The sequence below is a fragment of the Trichococcus pasteurii genome (genome assembly GCF_900112935.1).
GTDB lineage: Bacteria > Bacillota > Bacilli > Lactobacillales > Aerococcaceae > Trichococcus > Trichococcus pasteurii.
This window is the reverse complement of record NZ_FONM01000003.1, coordinates 139,606-159,997: the sequence shown is the minus strand read 5'-3', so window position 1 is coordinate 159,997 and position 20,392 is coordinate 139,606. Positions and strand designations below refer to the sequence as shown.

Annotated in this window: 22 protein-coding genes; all 22 read right to left on the bottom strand. The window is 46.0% G+C overall.

Annotated features, from left to right (window positions below; all coding sequences use genetic code 11):
- Positions 1–176: 176 nt before the first annotated feature.
- The gene (adhE, locus tag BM184_RS04990; RefSeq protein ID WP_086941627.1) at positions 177–2,780 is read right to left on the bottom strand and encodes a bifunctional acetaldehyde-CoA/alcohol dehydrogenase; all 2,604 of its coding nucleotides are present in this window, start codon (positions 2,778–2,780) and stop codon (positions 177–179) included.
- 625 nt (positions 2,781–3,405) lie between these two features.
- Positions 3,406–3,687 carry a post-transcriptional regulator gene (locus BM184_RS04985; RefSeq protein ID WP_086941628.1) on the bottom strand — a complete coding sequence of 94 codons (282 nt, stop codon included), beginning with the start codon at positions 3,685–3,687 and terminating at the stop codon, positions 3,406–3,408.
- 34 nt (positions 3,688–3,721) lie between these two features.
- On the bottom strand, positions 3,722–4,069 hold the full coding sequence (gene yajC, locus BM184_RS04980) for a preprotein translocase subunit YajC (RefSeq protein ID WP_177208541.1): 348 nt from the start codon (positions 4,067–4,069) through the stop codon (positions 3,722–3,724).
- Positions 4,070–4,146: 77 nt separating this feature from the next.
- Positions 4,147–5,292 (bottom strand): tRNA guanosine(34) transglycosylase Tgt, encoded by a 1,146-nt coding sequence (tgt, locus tag BM184_RS04975; RefSeq protein WP_086941833.1) that lies wholly within the window; start codon positions 5,290–5,292, stop codon positions 4,147–4,149.
- Between the two features lie 141 nt (positions 5,293–5,433).
- The gene (locus tag BM184_RS04970) at positions 5,434–6,189 is read right to left on the bottom strand and encodes a sugar phosphate isomerase/epimerase family protein (RefSeq protein ID WP_086941629.1); all 756 of its coding nucleotides are present in this window, start codon (positions 6,187–6,189) and stop codon (positions 5,434–5,436) included.
- A 21-nt stretch (positions 6,190–6,210) separates the two neighbouring features.
- Positions 6,211–6,864 carry a hypothetical protein gene (locus BM184_RS04965; RefSeq protein WP_086941630.1) on the bottom strand — a complete coding sequence of 218 codons (654 nt, stop codon included), beginning with the start codon at positions 6,862–6,864 and terminating at the stop codon, positions 6,211–6,213.
- Positions 6,861–7,847: a flotillin-like protein FloA gene (gene floA / locus BM184_RS04960; RefSeq protein ID WP_086941631.1), complete on the bottom strand. Its 987-nt coding sequence runs from the start codon at positions 7,845–7,847 to the stop codon at positions 6,861–6,863. Before floA ends, BM184_RS04965 begins: the two co-directional genes overlap by 4 nt.
- The gene (locus BM184_RS04955) at positions 7,844–8,446 is read right to left on the bottom strand and encodes an NfeD family protein (RefSeq protein WP_086941632.1); all 603 of its coding nucleotides are present in this window, start codon (positions 8,444–8,446) and stop codon (positions 7,844–7,846) included. The genes floA and BM184_RS04955 overlap by 4 nt, the downstream gene beginning before the upstream one ends.
- A 153-nt stretch (positions 8,447–8,599) precedes the next feature.
- The gene (gene clpB, locus BM184_RS04950) at positions 8,600–11,221 is read right to left on the bottom strand and encodes an ATP-dependent chaperone ClpB (RefSeq protein WP_086941633.1); all 2,622 of its coding nucleotides are present in this window, start codon (positions 11,219–11,221) and stop codon (positions 8,600–8,602) included.
- Between the two features lie 129 nt (positions 11,222–11,350).
- Positions 11,351–11,695, bottom strand: coding sequence for a metal-sulfur cluster assembly factor (locus BM184_RS04945; protein ID WP_086941634.1), 345 nt, complete (start codon positions 11,693–11,695; stop codon positions 11,351–11,353).
- Between the two features lie 64 nt (positions 11,696–11,759).
- Entirely contained in the window at positions 11,760–12,518 is a 759-nt protein-coding gene (locus BM184_RS04940) for a prolyl oligopeptidase family serine peptidase (protein ID WP_086941635.1), read from the bottom strand.
- A gap of 32 nt (positions 12,519–12,550) precedes the next feature.
- Positions 12,551–13,360: a Cof-type HAD-IIB family hydrolase gene (locus BM184_RS04935; RefSeq protein ID WP_086941636.1), complete on the bottom strand. Its 810-nt coding sequence runs from the start codon at positions 13,358–13,360 to the stop codon at positions 12,551–12,553.
- 40 nt (positions 13,361–13,400) lie between these two features.
- On the bottom strand, positions 13,401–13,835 hold the full coding sequence (locus tag BM184_RS04930) for a hypothetical protein (RefSeq protein ID WP_245830513.1): 435 nt from the start codon (positions 13,833–13,835) through the stop codon (positions 13,401–13,403).
- Positions 13,836–13,963: 128 nt separating this feature from the next.
- A complete protein-coding gene (gene rplS / locus BM184_RS04925) occupies positions 13,964–14,317 on the bottom strand; it encodes a 50S ribosomal protein L19 (RefSeq protein WP_086941638.1) in 354 nt (117 codons plus the stop codon).
- Between the two features lie 166 nt (positions 14,318–14,483).
- A complete protein-coding gene (gene trmD / locus BM184_RS04920; RefSeq protein ID WP_086941639.1) occupies positions 14,484–15,230 on the bottom strand; it encodes a tRNA (guanosine(37)-N1)-methyltransferase TrmD in 747 nt (248 codons plus the stop codon).
- Complete coding sequence (gene rimM / locus BM184_RS04915; RefSeq protein ID WP_086941640.1) at positions 15,230–15,745, bottom strand: ribosome maturation factor RimM; 516 nt, start codon at positions 15,743–15,745, stop codon at positions 15,230–15,232. The genes trmD and rimM overlap by 1 nt, the downstream gene beginning before the upstream one ends.
- Positions 15,746–15,904: 159 nt before the next feature.
- Entirely contained in the window at positions 15,905–16,150 is a 246-nt protein-coding gene (locus tag BM184_RS04910) for a KH domain-containing protein (protein WP_068560443.1), read from the bottom strand.
- A 13-nt stretch (positions 16,151–16,163) separates the two neighbouring features.
- Entirely contained in the window at positions 16,164–16,436 is a 273-nt protein-coding gene (gene rpsP, locus BM184_RS04905) for a 30S ribosomal protein S16 (RefSeq protein ID WP_068560440.1), read from the bottom strand.
- 92 nt (positions 16,437–16,528) lie between these two features.
- Positions 16,529–17,941: a signal recognition particle protein gene (gene ffh / locus BM184_RS04900; RefSeq protein ID WP_086941641.1), complete on the bottom strand. Its 1,413-nt coding sequence runs from the start codon at positions 17,939–17,941 to the stop codon at positions 16,529–16,531.
- 20 nt (positions 17,942–17,961) lie between these two features.
- A complete protein-coding gene (locus BM184_RS04895) occupies positions 17,962–18,309 on the bottom strand; it encodes a putative DNA-binding protein (RefSeq protein ID WP_086941642.1) in 348 nt (115 codons plus the stop codon).
- 222 nt (positions 18,310–18,531) lie between these two features.
- Positions 18,532–19,545: a signal recognition particle-docking protein FtsY gene (gene ftsY, locus BM184_RS04890; protein WP_086941643.1), complete on the bottom strand. Its 1,014-nt coding sequence runs from the start codon at positions 19,543–19,545 to the stop codon at positions 18,532–18,534.
- Between the two features lie 32 nt (positions 19,546–19,577).
- The gene (gene yidA / locus BM184_RS04885; protein WP_086941644.1) at positions 19,578–20,390 is read right to left on the bottom strand and encodes a sugar-phosphatase; all 813 of its coding nucleotides are present in this window, start codon (positions 20,388–20,390) and stop codon (positions 19,578–19,580) included.
- Positions 20,391–20,392: the final 2 nt, after the last annotated feature.

The following is a 20,392-nucleotide window of genomic DNA, read 5'->3' as shown; positions in this document are numbered from 1 at the left end:
CTCTGTCAGTATATACGAGGCTTGGGCACTTGGGAAAGATGGTCGGCGACAAACTGGCGGAGCATATTGGGCAAGATGGACAATCCGGCATATTTTGGCTGTTTCCGTATTACCAAAATCGATTTTTGGAAAACAAAAAAGCCGGGAGCGTGTCCCGGCTTTTCCTTTATCTACTATTAACCTTTGTAGGCAGCGTAGATGATTTCTTTTAATTCTGAGATTAATGGTTGTTTAGGGTTAGCAGTTGTACATTGATCTTCGAATGCCAATTCAGCTAAGCGGTCTGCATCGCGTTCCAGCATTTCTTCAGTGATGCCTTGATCACGGAAGTTCATCTTGATGCCGATGTCTTGACCTAATTTAGTGATTTCTGTTGCTAAAGCTTCGACCAACTCAGCAGTCGTGTTGCCTTTGAAGCCTAGGTAGCGAGCGATTTCAGCGTAGTCTTCGTCTGCACGGAAGTACTCGTATTTAGCCCACAACGCATGTTTTTGCGGATCGATTGCATTGTAGCGGATGATATGCGGTAACAGGATAGCGTTCGTACGGCCATGGATCAGATCCCATTGTCCGCCGATTTTGTGTGCGATCGAGTGGGAAATACCCAGGAACGCATTCGCGAAGGCCATACCAGCCATAGTAGAAGCATTGTGCATTTTTTCGCGAGACTCTTGATCGCCGTAGTTGTATGAGTTTCTAAGGTTTTCGAATACCAGTTTGATGGCTTGTAAGCTCAAACCTTTAGTGTAGTCGTTTGCCAATACGGAAACAAAAGATTCGATGGCATGCGTCAATACGTCCATACCAGTATCTGCAGTTACAGATTTAGGAACACTGTATACGAATTGTGGATCCACGATGGCAATATCCGGAGTCAATGCGTAATCAGCCAATGGGTACTTGATGTGTGTTTCGCTGTCTGTGATAACCGCGAATGGCGTTACTTCCGAACCAGTACCTGATGTGGTAGGGATGCAGACAAGTTTCGCTTTTTCCATGTCCTTGATCTTGTAAGTACGTTTGCGGATATCCAAGAATTTTTGTTTAGCGCCGAAGAAGTCGCTTTCTGGGTGCTCATAGAACAACCACATCGCTTTGGCAGCATCCATTGGCGAACCTCCGCCGATTGCGATGATTGTATCCGGTTTGAAGTCGCGCATTTTTTCAGTACCACGGTTTACAGTGTTTGTTGTCGGGTTAGGTTCAACATCTGAGAAGATTGCGTAAGATACTTTGTTGTTGCGTTGTTTCAATTGTTCGATGACTACATCCACATAGCCGAATTTGACCATGCCGTCGTCGCAGACGATGAAGACTCTTTCGACATCTTTCATGTCACGTAAGTATCTAACTGAATTTTCTTCGAAGTAAACCTTCTCTGGCAATTTAATCCACTGCATGTTATTTCTCCTTTTAGCAACAGTTTTCACGTTCAATAAATCTAATGCAGAAACGTTATGAGAAACTGAGTTTCTGCCGTAAGATCCGCAACCCAAAGTTAATGAAGCGATATTATTGTTGTACAAGTCACCGATACCAGCTTGAGAAGATGGAGAGTTGATAAGAACGCGGCAAGCTTTCATTTCTTTTCCGAATTGCTCAATCAAATCATTGCGGCGAGTATGCAGTGAAGCCGAGTGACCTAAGCCACCCAAATCAAGCATTTGTTTGCATAGTTGGATTCCGTGCTCAGTGCTGTCTGATTTCATCATAGCCAATACAGGAGATAATTTTTCTCTTGACATTGGGTATTCTGGTCCGACGCCCGGTAATTCAGCGATCAACATTTTTGTGTTTGCAGGAACGTTCAATCCAGCCAATTCAGCGATTTTACGAGCGTGCATGCCGACAACATTCGGTCTCACGCCAGTTTTGGCATCGTTCATCACGACGTCTTCCAATTGTTGAATTTCTTCAGGTTTAGCGAAGTATACATTGTGCAATTGGAATTCTTTTTTGACTTCATCATAGATTTCGCTGTCGACGATTGCAGCTTGTTCTGAAGCACAGATCATACCGTTGTCGAAAGTTTTTGAAACGATGATGTCGTTTACAGCACGTTTGATGTTTGCTGTTTTTTCGATGTAAGCTGGAACGTTACCAGGTCCAACTCCCAATGCTGGTTTACCTGTAGAATAAGCAGCTTTTACCATTGCAGCTCCACCAGTAGCCAATACGACAGCAACTTCTGGATGGTTGATCAATTCAGCTGTTTTTTCCATTGATACGCCTTCTACCCATTGGATACAGTCAGCAGGTGCGCCTGCTTTGATGGCAGCATCGTAAACAACTTTTGCAGTTGCAGCCGAACATTTTTCTGCGCTTGGGTGGAAAGAGAAGATGATCGGGTTTCTTGTTTTCATACAGATCATTGCTTTGAAGATTGTTGTCGAAGTTGGGTTGGTTGTTGGGATGATACCGGCAACAACGCCTACAGGAGCGGCAACTTTCATGATTTGATCAACTTTATTGTCTTCGATGATTCCGACTGTTTTATTTTTTCTGATTGAATGCCAAATGTTTTCAGCGGCATACATGTTTTTGATGCATTTATCTTCATAAACGCCTCGGCCTGTTTCTTCAACTGCCATTTTTGCAAGTGGCATATGTTGCTCCATTGCAGCTAATGCCATTTCGTGGACGATGTGGTCGACTTGTTCTTGGGTATAATCTTCAAACAGAGTCAAAGCTTTTTGGGCTTTTGCAGTGTAGTTGCTGATTTCTTCTTTGGCAGTCATCATGGGTTTTTTCTCCTCTAAAACTACTTTTTCTTTACTCATGTGAGATCCTCCTAAAAATGTATGTTATCCTTTTCACATGCTTATTATATTTCATGGGATTTCGTTTGTAAAGCGAATAAATGTGATATTCTTCACGTATTTTCTACACAGGCGCTGTAAGCGTGTTCAAAGGATGTTTTAGCCTCTGCTGGTTTTCACAAATAGTTTATGGAAACATTCTGTATCTCAACTTTCTTCTTGTGAATTTTTTATCATTGTTCGGGATTCATTTAAAAAACAGTTTTTTTGAAATAATTTTTACGGTAAAAAAACATATGGCCGCTGAACGTCCCTATCCAATTGATTTCTGCAATCTCGAGGCAACTGAACTGAATAAATCCGCTTACTAATAGTCAAAACCTCCTTTTTTTGTATTTAGCGATTCATATTCGAGTGATAAAATTATTTCGCTTGATTTTCAGGGCTGAAATCGTCCCGCTTTGATGCTGCCATCAAAAAAACCAATCACCTCGCAAGGATATTATACGAAAATGCGTTTGCTTTTCCAAATCATACGGTATTATTCAGTTTCATTAAATCAAGGTAAATAATACTGTCAGGAAGTGATATGTCCTAAAAAAAAAGCACAATACTCTGAAGTATTGTGCTTTTGGCGTGAAACGATTTACAGGAAATCATCAAAATTGATTTCATCCAATGAAGAGACCTTATATACTTGTGCTTCCAATGCAACAAAGTCGAAGTAATGGTTTACCGTCGTTTTCATGATATCCCGGATCTGCTGGTAATAATGCGGAGGGACAGTGTGTTTCCAGGAAAATTCCTTAAAATAACGGTAAATATCGTCGACTTGGATGTTTTCGTAGCCCAGTTGATTGAACTCAGTTGCTTTCAGTTTGAACCAAGGCTTCAATTGATCATATTGTTTCTCTGATATATTCGGCAACCGCCGTCCCTCCTTTCCGATGAATCAAATCGCTTTACTCTTCGCTCTTGTCTTCTTGCGTTTGCTCTGATTCGGTCGCTGTGAAATCTTCGACAATCGCATCGTCAGTTGTGATTGTGGCAACCTTCGAAATACGTGAAATAGCGCGTTTTTCAAAAGTCAGAAAGATCCCTTCGCAATCCAATACGACTGTGTTATCAGCGGAATTGATTTCTTCGACAATTCCGTGCAAGCCGCCGATGGTGACTACTTTATCCCCTGGCTTGATTTGACTCAGCATATCTTGCGTTTTTTGTGCTTGTTTCTTTTGTGGTCTGATCAGGATGAAATACATTACGCCGAAAAGCACCCCATAAAAGGCAATCATGATTACTGTATCCATACATTTTCCTCCATCTGTGGATTATTTTTATCTATCATCCACTTTACCAAACTTTAAGTTAGACTACCACCCAAAACCTAAAACTTCTTCGGATTTTCAACGTTGAAGCCGTACTCTTCCACGAATGCTTCCCTGAATTCCAACAGATTGTCATCCATGATGGCTTGGCGCACGTTGTTCATCAGGTTTATCAAGAAGTGGAGATTGTGATACGTGGTCAAGCGCAAGCCAAATGTTTCATCGGCTTTGAATAAATGACGGATGTACGCACGTGTATAGTTTTTGCAGGTGTAACACTCGCATTTTTCATCCAATGGACGGAAATCCCGTTCATATTTCGCGTTCTTGATGACCAAACGGCCGCTGCTTGTCATACAAGTGCCATTTCGCGCTATACGGGTCGGCAGCACGCAGTCGAACATGTCGATTCCGCGGATGACTCCGTCGATCAAGGAATCCGGCGCACCTACGCCCATCAGATACCTTGGTTTGTTCTCGGGCATGACCGGCGCCAGATAATCTAGCACACCGTTCATCTCTTCCTTCGTTTCACCGACCGACAGTCCGCCGATCGAATAACCTGGAAAATCCAGGGAAATCAATTCCTTGGCGCTCTGCAGCCTTAAATCCTTGTAGCCGGCACCTTGGATAATGCCGAACAAACCTTGTTGATCGGGCTTTTTGTGGGCTTCGAGACCACGTTCTGCCCATCTGGTCGTTCTTTCGACAGATGCTTTGATGTAATCGTAGCTTTCGCTGTAAGGAGGGCATTCATCAAAACTCATGATGATGTCGGCACCCAATTGATTTTCGATATGGATCGCTTTTTCCGGTGACAAGAACATTTTCGAGCCGTTCAGATGATTCCGGAAATGCACGCCAGCCTCGGTGATTTGTCTGTTCTCGCTTAATGAGAAGACCTGGAAGCCGCCTGAATCGGTCAAGATCCCTCTGTCCCAATTCATGAATTTATGCAGGCCTCCTGCCTCTTCCACCAAGTCGGAACCCGGTCTGAGCCAAAGGTGATAAGTGTTGCTCAGGATGATCTGGGAGCCCATTGCCTTCAATTCTTCAGGAGACATCGTCTTCACGGTGGCCAAAGTGCCTACCGGCATGAACATGGGTGTCTGAAAAGTACCGTGGGGGGTGATGATCTCTCCCAAGCGCGCACCTGTATGTTTTTCTTTTTTGATAAGGCGATAACGAATCGCTGGTTCAGTCAATGTATTCACTTCTTTCTTATAGATATCCGGCAATCAGTATACCACAGTCAGGCAGTATTTTCTTGTGTTCGTTATTAAAAAATGCAATCCCGATGATAAGGATTGCATTCCTGATTCGTAACGATATCGGCAAAGGACCGATCACCAAGACCGGATCTTTCTGTAATCAGCGATGATGGTTTCCGTTACTTCTTCGCCAACGCCGCATGGATATTCGATGCTGGCAGGCACTGAGTCCGGAAACAACGACAAAAGACGGCGCATGTCCACCAAGCCGGATTCCAGCCCGGATAAAACAATCCCATCGGCTGCATTGGCAACATTTTTGATATGGATGTAGGTTACGGCTTCGCTCATTTCCTTCGCTGCAACGAATGGATCGGTGTCGATATATACGAAATTACCCGTGTCAAAAGTCAATCCGATGTCCAATGAGGCTTTGCGGGCTTCAGCAATAAACGCCATCAGGGCAGCCGGGCTGCCCTTCTCGGCGGTTTGGTCGTTTTCGATCGTCAAATGGACGGAAAAGGCCGTCAACAATTCCCGTAATTTTTCAGCCAGCTCGGCTGTGAATCCTTGGAATTCACCTAATGTCAATTTCAGCTGGACTGCGCTTAATAGGGAGGCCTCCTCAAAATAGATGCCCAGTTGTTCATTTAACGCGCCTGCTGTAAACAGCTCTGCTGGGACGGAATAGAACACCTTCAAGCCAGCATCAGAGGCAAGTTCAGCTATTTCCTTCATTTCCGTTTTTCCCGACAGGATGTATTCTCTTCTGACTTCCACAATCGGGAAGCCCATTTCCTTGATTTCCTTCAGTATTTCTTTTTGTTCCACTTTATTGTCCGCAGATCTGTGCATGTACGCTAAAGTGTTCAATCCAATTTCTCTGGGCATCCATCTGTCTCCTTCAATTTCCTATTTGCGGTCAAAGTCCGGCCTATCCAGTATTTCTTTGGCAATGACTGCTCTCATCAATGCTTTTTGATTGCCGGTAAATTTTTTCTTGTTCTGGATGGTGGACTTTTCCATTCGTTTGGCAGTCTTCAATTCTTTTTTGTCGGCAGAAAAGACGGTGAAGTCATCAGCTAATCCAACGGCAGTCTCCATTTCAAAATCCGGAACCAACTGGCCCTGGTCTGTTTCATCCGTAAGTTCCATGCCGTTTTCGCCGTTGCCTGTTTTTGGCGGATTCGCTCGCAACAACAACTGCCATAAATTTTCGCGGTTGACGAACAGCAGGATTTCCCTCCGCCAATTCCTGTTGGTCAAGAGCCGGCTGACTTCACCCAGATATTTTTCGGGCAGACGCTCCTGGAAAAATCCGTATAGCTGTTCAGGTTTCATTGTTGCCAGTTTGTTGATCAGTCGTTTCGCATTTTCATTACCGGCACCATCCAACGACTGGCGAAATGTCTGCTGCAGGGCAGCTGCTGGGGATGTGCCCGCTCGAAGTCTGGCGTTCTCCGAAAAACGGTTGATCCTTCTGACTATCGAAATGAGCACCGAGAGAAAGATCACAAGGAACAGGATCGGCAAAAGTATCGGCAAGAGAAAGGCTAGGCTCGTCATTCCGGATCGCTTCTATCTGCCGGAAACTCCGAGATGCTGCTCCTCATTTCGGTATCCGCTATAATATTTTTCATTTTATAATAATCCATTACCCCAATATTGCCGTTACGCAATGCTTCTGCCATCGCCAATGGCACCTGCGCTTCGGATTCGACTACTTTCGCCCGCATCCTTTGCACTTCAGCAATCATTTCCTGCTCTTCAGCGACCGCAAAAGCACGTCGTTCTTCCGCTTTTGCTTGCGCAACCCGTTTATCAGCCTCCGCTTGTTCGGCCTGCAGTTTTGCGCCTACGTTTCGGCCGACATCGACGTCAGCGATATCGATGGACAGTATCTCAAAAGCAGTACCCGAATCCAGTCCCTTTTTCAGGATCGTTTGGGAAATGGAGTCCGGATTTTCCAAGACGGAAGTGTGCATGACAGCAGAACCGACAGTAGTGACAATCCCCTCGCCGACACGGGCGATGATCGTTTCTTCGCCTGCACCGCCGACCAATCGCTCAATATTGGCACGCACCGTTACTTTTGCTTTGGCCTTTACTTCAATTCCGTTCATGGCGACACCCGCGATGATCGGCGTTTCGATGACTTTTGGGTTAACGCTCATCTTAACCGCTTCCAGCACGTTACGACCGGCCAAATCGATGGCAGCCGCTTTTTCAAAACCTAAATCGATATCGGCACGCTGCGCCGCAATCAGCGCATCGATGACCATATTGACATCTCCGCCAGCAAGATGATGCGCCTCCAATTCATTTATATCAATTATCAGTCCCGCTTTTGTGGCTTTTATCATCGGCTGCACGATCATGGAAGGAACCACCCGGCGCAAGCGCATGCCGACCAGATTTGAAATTTTGACTTTCACTCCCGAAAAGTAGGCTGTGATCCATAGACCAACCGGCACAAAACGGAAAAACAAAGATAAAAACAGTACGACAAACAATGCAATAAAGATGAGTCCTATCAATCCTTCTGTCATTCTCCATCCAACTCCTTGACTGTAATTTTGACCCCTTCAACCTGGATAACCTGAATCTGTTTCCCTTCCAATATGATCTTTCCGTCACTGACTACGTCGAGCACCACACCTCCGATAGCGACTTTGCCGGCCGGCCGCAGCGTCGTCGTGGCTGTGCCGATCATTCCCAAGAATTCGGAATAGTCTTTGCTGGACGAATACCCGCGATCCCGATTCAGGGAAGTGTCCAGAATCAATTTGCTGCGGTCCGGCAGGAATTTATAGCCTTTTTTCAACAGCACTGACGTCGCAATCCCGGAAATGATGATCGCCAAACTGACATCCAGCACACTTTCCAAAATGCGTTCATTGTTCAAGAACAGGCCGGCCGCTACCATCAGGAAGCCCGCAATCCCCACCAGCCCGAAATCGGGTATGAACAATTCAACAACCAATAACATGATTCCAAACAGGAACAGTAGCAACGTCAGCCAGTTCCCACTACCAAAATACAGGAAATACAACAAAAAACTCAGAATCGCCGCAGCTCCGAAGAGATAATACTTCGAAGTGAACAGCATAAAAACCAGACACAAAAATCCGATGACCAAAAACAGCAATATGAACGCCTCCTTCTGCTTTGTTCCGAAAGAAACAACAAACGGTCGTACGCATAAAAATAAGAAAATTTATACTATCATTTTACCGCAAATACAGAAATAACAAAAGGAAATCCCTTTCAGGACTTCCTCTCTGTTTGTAGACATGTCAAATTATTGTTGAAATTCATCGAAATCGATGGTCTGGAATCCGACCTGATTCCCTACCAAAGTCACCGTCACAGACTGATTTTCATGAATTTCCCCTTTTATGATGGCCCGCGCCAAGGGATTTTCGATTTCGGCTGAAATGAATCTTCTGAGCGGCCGCGCGCCATAAATCGGATCGTAAGCATTTTCCGCTATCCAACTCGTCACCTCATCAGAAACAGAAAGCTGAATCTGTTTATCCACCAATCGGCTGGATAGCTCCTTAACCATTTTGACGATGATCTTTTTGACATCTTCTTTGCTTAAAGGCGTAAACAGAATGGTGTCATCGATTCTGTTCAAAAATTCCGGCTTGAACGAACTCTTCAATACTTTCATGACCTCATTCGCAACAGCATCCGGAATGGTGCCGTCGGGATGGACGCCTTCCAGCAAGAGCTGCGACCCGATGTTGCTGGTCATGATCAGGACGGTGTTTTTGAAGTCAATCAGACGTCCCTTCGAATCGGTCAAACGTCCATCATCCAATACTTGGAGTAAAATATTGAAGACATCCGGGTGCGCCTTTTCGATTTCATCCAATAGAATGATCGTATAGGGGCTTCGGCGGACCGCTTCCGTCAATTGGCCGCCCTCTTCGTAGCCGACATAGCCAGGGGGTGCCCCGATGAGTCGAGAAACCGAAAATTTTTCCATGTATTCGCTCATATCGATCCGAACCATATGTTCATCGGAGTCGAACAAATTTTCAGCCAAGGCTTTGGCCAACTCCGTTTTCCCGACTCCTGTCGGTCCCAAGAAAAGGAAGGACCCGATCGGACGGTTCGGCGATTGGAGGCCAGCACGCGAACGCAAAACAGCATTCGTGACACTTTCTACTGCTTCTTCTTGGCCAATGACACGCTTGTGCAGCGTTTCCTCCAATTTCAGGAGTTTATCCCTTTCACCTTCAACCAGCTTCGTCACAGGGATGCCTGTCATCCGTCCCACCACTGTCGCGATTTCGTTCTCGGTGACCGATTCCTGGACTAGATTGCCTGCTTTATTCCTTCGGGTTGCATTTTCTTTTTCAAGAGCCGCCAAATCTTTTTCCATCTGAGGGATACTGCCGTGGCGCAAAACCGCCGCCCGTTCCAAATCATAATTGGCCTCGGCATCCTCCAATTGTCTGCGCGCGTCCTCCAGGTCCTCCCGTTTGGCACGCAGCTTTTCGACTTCTTCTTTTTCATTACCCCATTTCATGCGCAACTCATTTGATTCTTCGCGCAGATCAGCCAACTCGACTTGCAAAGCCGCCAATCTTTTCTTGCTCTGATCATCGGATTCCTTTTTCAAGGCCGCCTCTTCTATCTCCAGTTGCATCAATTTGCGGCTCACCTGATCCAACTCGGTAGGCATCGAATTCATTTCCACTTTTATGTTCGCGCAAGCCTCATCGACAAGATCGATCGCTTTATCCGGCAGAAACCGGTCAGTGATGTAACGATCGGATAAGGTCGCGGCCGCAACAAGGGCGTTGTCATGGATGTTGACGCTGTGGTGGATCTCATAACGTTCCTTCAACCCCCTCAAGATGCTGATTGTATCAGAAACTGTCGGTTCTTTCACCAACACCTTTTGGAATCTTCGCTCCAAGGCCTTATCCTTCTCCAGATTTTGACGGTATTCATCCAAAGTGGTCGCTCCGATGCAGTGCAATTCGCCTCTGGCCAGCATAGGTTTCAGCAGATTGCCGGCATCCATACTCCCCTCGGTTTTTCCTGCCCCGACGATCGTATGGATCTCATCAATGAAAAGGATGATGCGGCCGTCGCTTTTCTTCACTTCCTTCAATACCGCTTTCAGGCGTTCCTCGAATTCCCCACGGTACTTAGCTCCCGCAATCAATGAGCCCATATCCAAAGAAAAGATCGTTTTATCCTTAAGGTTGTCCGGCACGTCTTTTTTCACGATCCGCTGGGCCAACCCTTCCACGATAGCAGTCTTGCCGACACCCGGTTCTCCGATCAGGATCGGATTGTTTTTGGTTTTGCGCGACAAAATGCGGATAACATCCCTGATCTCTTCATCCCGGCCGATGACCGGATCTTGTTTCCCGCTCCTTACCGCCTGCACGAGATCTATGCCATATTTTTCCAAGGCTTCATATTGATCTTCCTGATTTTGCGAAGTCACGCGCTCTCCCCCTCTCATGTCCTTTATTTTTTCGGCGATCATTTTTTCCGTCAGGCCTTGTTTTTCCAGGAATTTGGCCAAAGGATGGTTTTTCAGTGTCATCAAGCTCAAAAGCACCGTATCCGTTGAGATGAAATCATCCTTCAACTCTGACCGCTTGCGATCTGCTTCCACAAAGAGGTTGTACAGATTCTGACTGAATGTCTGCCCGTACTGGACGGAAGTGCCTTCAATCACCACTGATCTATCCAGTTCCTTATCAACGGCCGATTCAAACGCATCGATCGCCACACCCGAATCGATATAAAAATTACGCGCAAAACTGTCCGGTTGCAAAAATATTTTCCACAGATGCGCGACATCGATGGTCTGGTGCTTGCGCACCATGGCGATACGTTGCGCTTCTGCGATTGCCTGCTGCAGGGCCGTCGTCATTTTTTCCATTTCCATGCTGAGACCTCCTCAAAAATCTATTGCTGTCATGCTATATAACAAGTATACGACTATGGTCAAAATTGGTCAAATGATAACCCTAAAAAAAAAGAGCAGCAAAGTGGATTCCCTTTGTTGCTCTTCTTATCATCGGATTCCCAGCGCGATACGTGCATATCGGGACATTCTGTCTGTTGTCCAGGCAGGATACCATACCAATTTCACTTGCGTTTCGGTTACTTCAGGAACGCTTTTCAAAGCACGATGAATTTCATCGGTGATGACATCAGCCAATGGACAGCCCATCGTGGTGAGCGTCATTTTGATCAGGCAGAATCCATCCTGTTCCAGTTCCACTTCATAAATCAAACCTAAGTTGACGATATCTATTCCTAATTCCGGATCTATCACTTGCTCAAGCGCCGCTAAGACGCGTTCTTTTATGCTTTCCAATTCTTCTTGCGAATATTGGGGAGTTGTCTCTTCAGTCATTGCAAACACCTCTTACCTTTCTGGATTAATTAGATAATAACAGTTTGTGCATAGAAATTCAATGCTAATATGCGTTCCCCAAGAATGCTGCCATTTCCTCAAAAATAGCGTAAGGGACCCGATGGCCTGCGCCTTCCGTTGACCGGAAACAAACGTTGTCCGCAAAAGCTTCCCCGCTGATGGAGCTGACGAACTGAGCCATCTGATCGTAAGGAACGCTTTCGTCGGCTGTGCCGTGCCAAATGTAAAATGGCGTGTCCACGAGCGACTCCGGATGTTCTTTGAGGCTCAGGCTTTCAAAAGGCGCCATCAATATTTTGACCTTCTCATCATCGATCGGCGGCAGACCTTCCACCCAACGGGACTTCAATGCCCAATGGGATAACCCGATCGGATCCGGACTGCCCATCAGGCAGGCTGCCGAATGGATCCATGGATATTGCGTCAAGGCGATGCAGGTCGTGATGCCTCCCATCGAAAGGCCCGTGACCGAAACGTTGTCTTTTTGTGCCAACCCCGCTTCAACGTAAACCTCTACTATAGCCGGAAGTTCCTTGATGTTTTGCAGGACTACCGACCAGAACTCAGCCGCCGGTTCACCAGCATAGGCTTCATGTTTGCGTTCCCCATGACGATAGGCATCAGGGATGACAACCCGCATGCCGTTGCTGGCTAATGCATAACCCGGCTCCAAGCCTCTCTCCTTTTGGTTGGTGATGCCATGATAAAAGAATGCGAGCGGAATCGTCTCGTTTTTCTTATCTTCTTCAACGATTTCCAGAATCGGTATATTATTTATGATTTTTCTTTCGATTGAAATCAAGTTTATCCCTCTTTTTCAGCGCTGATCGGCGGCTATAGGCAAAAATATTTTTCCAAATAGATTGCCAAGCCGTCCTCATGATTCGTATGCGTCGTTACATCGTCTGCAATATGCTTTAATGCCGCGATGCCATTCTGCATGACGACACCATGTCCGGCAAAACGGATCATTTCCATATCGTTATCCTCGTCACCGAAAGCAAGAATATCTTCCCGCTTGATTCCGTAGTTATTCGCGACCACTTCCACGCCAAGCGCTTTTTGGACGCCTGCGGATACGATCTCAAGGCAGGGCATCGTGCCGCCCCACGTCCGGATTTCGATGGAATTTCCATAACGCGCCAAAATCCGGTCACGGATGGCATGCAAATTCCGTTCCTCGGAAAATATATTCATGGATGTAGGGTTTTCCGACAGCGTATCTTTTGAAGTGATCTGAGTCGCCAGCAAATTTTTCGGGAAATATTCGTTTGAAGGCAACGTTGCGGTGGATGCGAAAAGCGTCTCCTTGCCTTCTACGCAGATAAAATCGATCCCCATATCTTCACGCTGTTCGATCAGATCCATTGCAAAATCTTTGTCAAGTGTCTTGTGGTAGTAATTGCTCCAGTTGCTGTCGGTTGGATTATGGCATAACGCACCGTTGAAGTTCACCAACGGAGTAGTCATCTTGAGCGTCTCATAAAATTCTTTGCTGTTTCTGTATGGACGGCCAGTTGCAATCATAACCAGATGATTATCTTTTTGCAACGTTGCCAGCACATTTTTGGTCCGATCACTCAACAACGACTGATTGTTGAGTGTGGTTCCATCCAAGTCCAAAGCGATTAATTTTTGTTTCATAGTTCCTCCTGCGGTTTCCGCCTGACATCCGAATGCTTACTTATTCGCTTCCAAGTGACGGAAATTTGCTTTTTAATTCTACTGTCATGACCTTTGCGATATTCGATCCGATCACGAGCATTTCATATAGTGGTTTGACATCAGTTGTCGAGCGGCCCAAAAGTCGAAGGAAAATCTCCCCATCACCTGCCAGGCACAGTGTATAATAAAAAGTCTTGGTTTGGTTCAATTCATTGATCAATTCCAACAGGCTAACTTTATCAGCATAATTATTCAGGTAAGCCAATTTCCTGTAGCTGATCTGAAAGTCACTTTCAGCCTCATCTTTAGCGATGACTACACCGAACGGCAATGAATGTTCTTTATCAAGATTGAATTTCCCTTGATACAAAAACTGACCATTTTGGATGGGATGGCTTTTCAGTGGCATGCCTTTTTCTTGGAATTTTTGATCAAGCGCTGCTAATATCGTCAAAACTATCACTCTTTTCATATATATGGTGTTTCAAGTATAGCACATTTTCCCTAAGAAATACGCTTATCACGGTATACAAAAAAGGTCCGGAACCGAAGTCCAGACCTTTCCATATGACATGCGGAATATTAACGACGTCTTTCTCTGATACGAGCAGCTTTTCCGTGTAATGCGCGCAAGTAGTAAAGTTTTGCACGACGCACTTTACCGAAGCGAACAACTTCGATTTGAGCTACACGAGGTGTGTGCAATGGGAATGTACGTTCCACACCGATACCGTTGGAAATTTTACGTACTGTATATGTTTCGCTGATTCCGAATCCGCGACGTTTGATTACTACGCCTTCGAATAATTGGATACGTTCTCTTGTTCCTTCGACTACGCGAGCGTGGACGCGAACAGTGTCTCCAGGACGGAATGCAGGGATATCACTACGTAATTGTCCTTGTGTAATTGCTTCAATCAATGGTAATTGACTCATGTTTTTTTCTCCTTCCAACCGACATTCATACACAATCATTCTGCACAGCGGAATATCGTTTTATCGAGCAGTCTCTCTGCTCACCTGTAGAATTCTACCACAATAATTTTGACGTGTAAAGTATTTTTCGTTTACATTGTTTGAATTTTAAGACGCAATATTGTGCTTAATTGTCGGCCTTTTCTTCCAGAAATATCTCAGCCAACCACGCTTGCTGTTTTTTCGACAAGGTGATCTTTTCCAACATTTCCGGACGCCTCAGCCAGGTTTTGCGCAAAGATTCCTTTTCTTGCCAATCGGCTATTTTCTGGTGGTTGCCGCTGAAAAGCACTTCAGGGACGACATCCCCCCGGAAATCGCGCGGTCTCGTATATTGGGGATGCTCGAGCAAGCCGGTTGAGAAAGAATCGGTCTTGTTCGACTGTTCATTACCCAACACTGCCGGCAACAGACGGACTGTAGCATCGATCATGACCATCGCGCCCAGTTCTCCGCCCGTCAAAACATAATCCCCGATCGAGATTTCATCCGTCACATGTTGCTTGATTCGCTCATCAAAGCCCTCGTAATGGCCGCAAATGAAGACAAGGTGCTCTTCCTCGGCGAATTCCTCCGCCAGTTCCTGATTGAAGGTTTTTCCGGACGGATCCAAAAGAACGATCCTTTTTTTTGTTTCGGGCGAATGGACCTCGATGTCCGTCAGCGCGTCCACAATCGGCTGCGCGCGCAACAACATGCCTGCCCCGCCTCCGAAAGGATAATCATCGACGGAATTGTGTTTGTTTTCGGAATAATCGCGGAAGTTCGTGCAAGTGATCGAAACGCGACCGCTCTCGATCGCTTTTCCGATGATCGATTCGGACATAGGGCCTTCGAACATCGCCGGAAACAACGTCAATACATCTATCTTCATCAGTCCATCATTCCTTCTAGAAGGTGGATCGTCACCTGTTGTTCTTCCAAGGATACCTTCTCAACTACAGAAGCGATATAGGGAACCAACAAATCTTTTTGGCCTGGTCTGGATACAACCCAAACATCGTTTGCCCCAAGCGGCAAAATTTCTTTGATGGTCCCCAATTTTTCGCCGGCATCACTGACAACGGACAAGCCGATGATTTCATGATAATAGAACTCATGATCCGAAAGGTCCTCCAACTGCGATTCCGAAACTTTCAGGGTTCCCCCTTTGAACGGCTCGACCTCTTCGATCCGGTTATAGCCTTCGAATGTCAGCATATTGAAATTCTTGTGCACACGGTGGCTGGCTACCTTCAGAGTGATCGGCTCACTGTTATCGCGGAACAAGTAGAGCGTAGCTCCTTTTTTGTAGCGTTCATCCGCAAAGTCAGTGCTGGAAATGACACGCACTTCCCCCTTCAGCCCTTGGGTATTTACAACTTTTCCGACATCATAAAATTTTTCCATTTTTCACCTCTCCTTACATAAATCGTCCTGCCAAAATTTCTGTACATAATAAAATAGAAGGGATAAGTGCTACAATTGTATCATCATCCGCTTCTATCTATTCGCTATTAAGTTAGGCATCCACCGAGGGGAAAAGACCGGACCCGCAATTAAAGCGGATTATTCGGCCCCTTCAATCACAAGGCGGACACGTTTTGTGCCTTTGGTTCTGACACTGTATACAATTGTACGGATCGCTCTGGCGACACGTCCCTGTTTCCCGATCACACGGCCGACATCTTCGGCATCAAGATGCAAGTGATATTCCATGAACTCACTTGTCTCTTTGATTTCGATGGACATCTTATCATCATGGACGATCAAAGGTTTGACAATTGTCAGGATTAAATCTGAAATTTCAGGCATTTAAACCACCCTTTTATTTAGCTAACTTAGAGTCGTGGAATTTTTTCATAATACCTTGTTGAGAAAGTAAGTTACGAACTGTATCAGAAGGTTGTGCACCCTCAGCTAACCATTTCAAAACCAACTCTTCGTCAAATTTAACTTCAGCTGGTTCAACAACTGGATTGTATGTACCTACTTTTTCGATGAAACGTCCATCACGTGGAGAACGTGAATCAGCTACAACGACGCGGTAAAACGGGTTTCTTTTAGAACCCATACGTTTTAAACGAATTTTAACTGCCATTTATATAACACCTCCATATATCTATATCTCACATTTTTATATATTACCAGTTTTCATTTTAGTTGTAAAGTATTTTTTCTTTACACTACCTATTATTTTTTCTTTTTCTTCTTTTTGGTGATCCGTCTTGCCATTTGCTGCATGGCAAGCTTACCCATTTTGCCTTTCGGACCTTGTCCAAGTAGGCCTTCCATCCCTGCAAAATTGCCTTTGGACATCTTGTTCATCATATCCCTGGATTCGTTGAACTGCTTGATCAAACGATTGACTTCCGCCAACGATCTTGCGGAACCTTTCGAAATCCGTCTGCGTCTGCTCTGTGACAGAAGCTCAGGGTTTTCGCGTTCAGCGGGCGTCATCGAAAGCACGATTGCCTTCATGTGGGCCACATCTTTAGGATCGATCTTCATTTGATCCAACCCCGGAACATTGCTCATGCCCGGAATCATCTTCAGGAGGTCCTCAAGCGGCCCCATGTTGGTGACCTGATCCATCTGCTCGATAAAGTCATTGAAATTGAAGGTATTTTCGCGGATTTTTGCGGCCATTTCCGCCGCTTTCGTCTCATCGAAATCTTGTTGTGCGCGTTCGATCAACGTCATCAGATCGCCCATGCCCAGGATTCTGGAAGACATGCGTTCAGGGTAGAACGGTTCAAAGTCTTCCAGTTTTTCGCCTTGACCCGTAAATTTGATCGGCTTTCCGGTTACGGAACGGATCGACAGCGCAGCCCCACCGCGAGTGTCCCCGTCCAATTTGGTCAGGATGACACCGGTTATGCCGAGCTGTTCATTGAAGGATTGCGCTACGTTGACGGCATCCTGACCGGTCATCGCATCCACCGTAAACAGGATCTCGGTAGGATTTACTGCAGCTTTGATGTTCTTCAACTCTGTCATCAATACTTCATCCACGTGCAGTCGTCCCGCCGTATCGATGATGACCAGATCGCGTCCATCGAGTTTGGCTTGTTCAATGGCCTGCTTCGCTATATCGACCGGATTTGCTTCCGTCCCCAATGCGTAGACCGGGAAATCCAATTGTTTGCCCAAAGTCTGCAATTGGTTGATTGCTGCCGGACGGTAAACGTCGGCTGCGACCAGCATCGGGCGCTTGTTCTCTTTTTTCTTCATGTAATTGGCAAGCTTTCCGGCAGTGGTGGTCTTACCAGCCCCCTGCAGGCCGACCATCATTACGACGGTCGGTGGCTTGGCAGAAAATTGGAATGGTTCCTGCTGCCCGCCCATCAATTCCGTCAGCTCTTCGTTGACGATTTTGATGACTTGCTGTGTCGGTGAAAGTGACTCGAGCACATCAGAACCCAACGCCCGTTCGTTCACTTTTTTGACGAATTCTTTTACTACTTTAAAATTCACGTCAGCTTCCAGCAAAGCCAGACGTACTTCACGCATCATTTCCTTCAGATCGGCTTCCGTAATCTTGCCTTTTTTGCCGATTTTGGTCATCGCGCCTTGGAGACGCTCGGATAACCCTTCAAATGCCATATTTGCCACTTCCTTACTGTTTATTCGTCTCTGTCATCAAGTTCTTCCAGATTGGCGATCAGCCTCTGCAATGATTTGTCGTCGGGATATCTTTCTTCGGCGTAATTCGCCAATTCGTCCAACTTTTTATTCCGGAGGCTATAGTTTTGCGCCAGTTTCAACTTCTGTTCATAATCCATCAGAATCTTTTCGGTGCGCTTGATGTTGTCGTACACTGCCTGCCGGCTGACCTCGAATTCTTCAGCGATTTCGCCTAACGAATAGTCATCGCCATAATACAAAGAAAGATAGCCTTTCTGTTTGTTCGTCAACAGGACATTATAGAATTCATAAAGAGTATTCATATTATTGGTTTTTTCCAGTTCCATCAGAATACCTTCCTTCTCGTACGGATTGTCAAGAAAAAATCTTTACACTTCATTAGATTACCGATTTTGCCAAGCTTAGTCAACCATAAATTGCACTGAAGCAGTGTTGCCGCAACAAAAAGTAAAGCCAGGCCGGCAATCGTATCGGGATTGCCGGCCTGACCATGCTACTGTCGCCTTTTGCTATAAAACGTGCTTCATCGGACGGGACAAACCGCTAGCTTATTTTTTCTCAAGCAGGTCCTTTACCAATCCATAGATGTACTGTTCCGGATCGAAGACCTGCAGATCATCCAGGCCTTCGCCCAAACCGACGAATTTGACGGGTATGTCCAATTCCTGGCGGATCGCTAAAATGACGCCGCCTTTCGCAGTGCCATCCAATTTCGTCAGGATCAGGCCGGTGACATCAGTCGTCTCCTTGAATTGCTTCGCTTGTATCAAAGCGTTCTGTCCGGTCGTAGCATCCAACACCAGCAACGTTTCGGTTGCGCCGCCAGGGATTTCCCTTGCGATGATCCGATTGATTTTCTCCAATTCCTTCATCAGGTTCACTTTGTTCTGGAGTCTTCCCGCTGTATCGATCAGCAGATAGTCATAATTTTCTTCTTTGGCTTGCTTCAAGGCATCGTATACGACGGAAGCCGGATCGCTTTTTGCGTCGCTCGTCACGACCGGAACGCCTACTCGTTCGCCCCAAACTTCCAGCTGTTCGATTGCGCCGGCTCGGAAAGTATCTCCGGCCGCCAACAAGACTTTATTCCCTTGGTTCTTCAACTGGTAAGCATATTTACCGATGGTGGTCGTTTTCCCCACCCCATTTACTCCCACAAACAGGATGACGGTCGGCCTATTCTCATTTATTTTGATGGTGGGCAACTCTGTCTGGCCTTTTTCATAGATTTCGACCATTTTTTCGATGATCACATTTTTCACTTGTTCTCCTGTGCGCACGTTCTTCATTTTGACTTCATCACGCAGCACATCCGAAAGTGCCAACGTCATGTCAAAACCAACGTCTGCGGAAATCAGCGTTTCCTCCAAGTCGTCAAAAAACTCTTCATCCACTTCCCTGAAGCCGGCGAATAGTTCATTCATCTTCTCTGAAAAGCTTTTGCGCGTCTTCTCCATGCCTTTGTCGAATTTGTCGATGACAATCTTATTTTCTTCGGTTACCGGTGTCTGAACGACATCTTCACCTGTAAATGCGCGCTTTATTCGATCGAATAATCCCATTTGAACACTTCCTCTCTTATGCCAGTCTGAATTTACGCAAAGACGAACGTTTCGATTGCGTGTGCGACGCCATCTTCCCCGTTTGTCTTCGTGACGAAGCTCGCCCGTTCTTTGATTTTATCTGGGGCGTTGCCCATCGCGACGCTTACGCCCGCAAAATCCAGCATCGCCAAATCGTTCTCTTCATCTCCGCAAGCCATGACCTCATCGGCAGTGATTCCCAGATGATCGCATAAAGCTGCGATGCCGTTGCCTTTGTCGACTTCAGGATGCATGACTTCAAACAGAAGCGGGCGAGATTTCATCATCGAATACTTGCTGTAGAAGTCCGCCGGTATCTTCGCGATCGCTTCATCCAATACAGCAGGTGCGATGCAAAAAACTACTTTGTTGAACGCATGCTGTTCCTGAAAGTCTTCGATTTTCTTCTCAACGAACGGCAAGCTCGAGCTCTGCAGGCTCTTGTACAAGGACTCCCTGCCTTCCGGGTATTCCGGTTCGTATACGAATTCCAGATCCAGCATGTTCATCGGGATATTCAGTTCTTTGCTCAGATCATACAGTTCCACGACCTGTCCGTAATTCAGTACTTTTTGGGAAATGATTTCCGATGTTTTATTTTTTTGGACCAGGCCGCCGTTATAGGTGATGGAGTAATCTTCTGCTTGAAGCAGGTCCAGTTCATCCACGTAAGCCTTGATGCCCATGAGCGGGCGTCCCGTACAAAGGACAATCTTTACACCGGCTTCCCTGGCGCGGTGGATTGCCTGCTTGTTCGCATCGCTGATTTTTTTGTCAGGATTCAGCAATGTGCCATCCAAGTCGAGTGCTATCAATTTAATCATTT